A 223-nucleotide genomic window follows, 5' to 3' on the forward strand; every position below is an offset into this window, starting at 1 on the left:
ATCAATATCTTTTGCTGCGCTTAAATAAATATCTTTCCCCGAAGAGATATCTGAGCCTTTAGCGGAAATATTATTTCCAGCATGGATTGTCAGTGATTCAAGGGCATTTAAAACCCCTGATATTGGTGCGTTATGCCTGTTTTCTGTCTTTGATTTTGCAAAATTATAGGTGTCCGCATGGTTTTCTACGGTCACATTATTATTTGCTATCAGAGCGATATTT

Annotated in this window: 1 protein-coding gene; it reads right to left on the bottom strand. The window is 36.8% G+C overall.

All coding sequences use genetic code 11. The features are described 5' to 3' along the window. Nucleotides 1-195: hemagglutinin repeat-containing protein (locus ABR397_RS24295; RefSeq protein ID WP_350307913.1), on the bottom strand; the 195-nt coding region annotated here is incomplete at its 3' end. Nucleotides 196-223: the final 28 nt, after the last annotated feature.

This window comes from Photorhabdus viridis (assembly GCF_040256935.1).
GTDB lineage: Bacteria > Pseudomonadota > Gammaproteobacteria > Enterobacterales > Enterobacteriaceae > Photorhabdus > Photorhabdus viridis.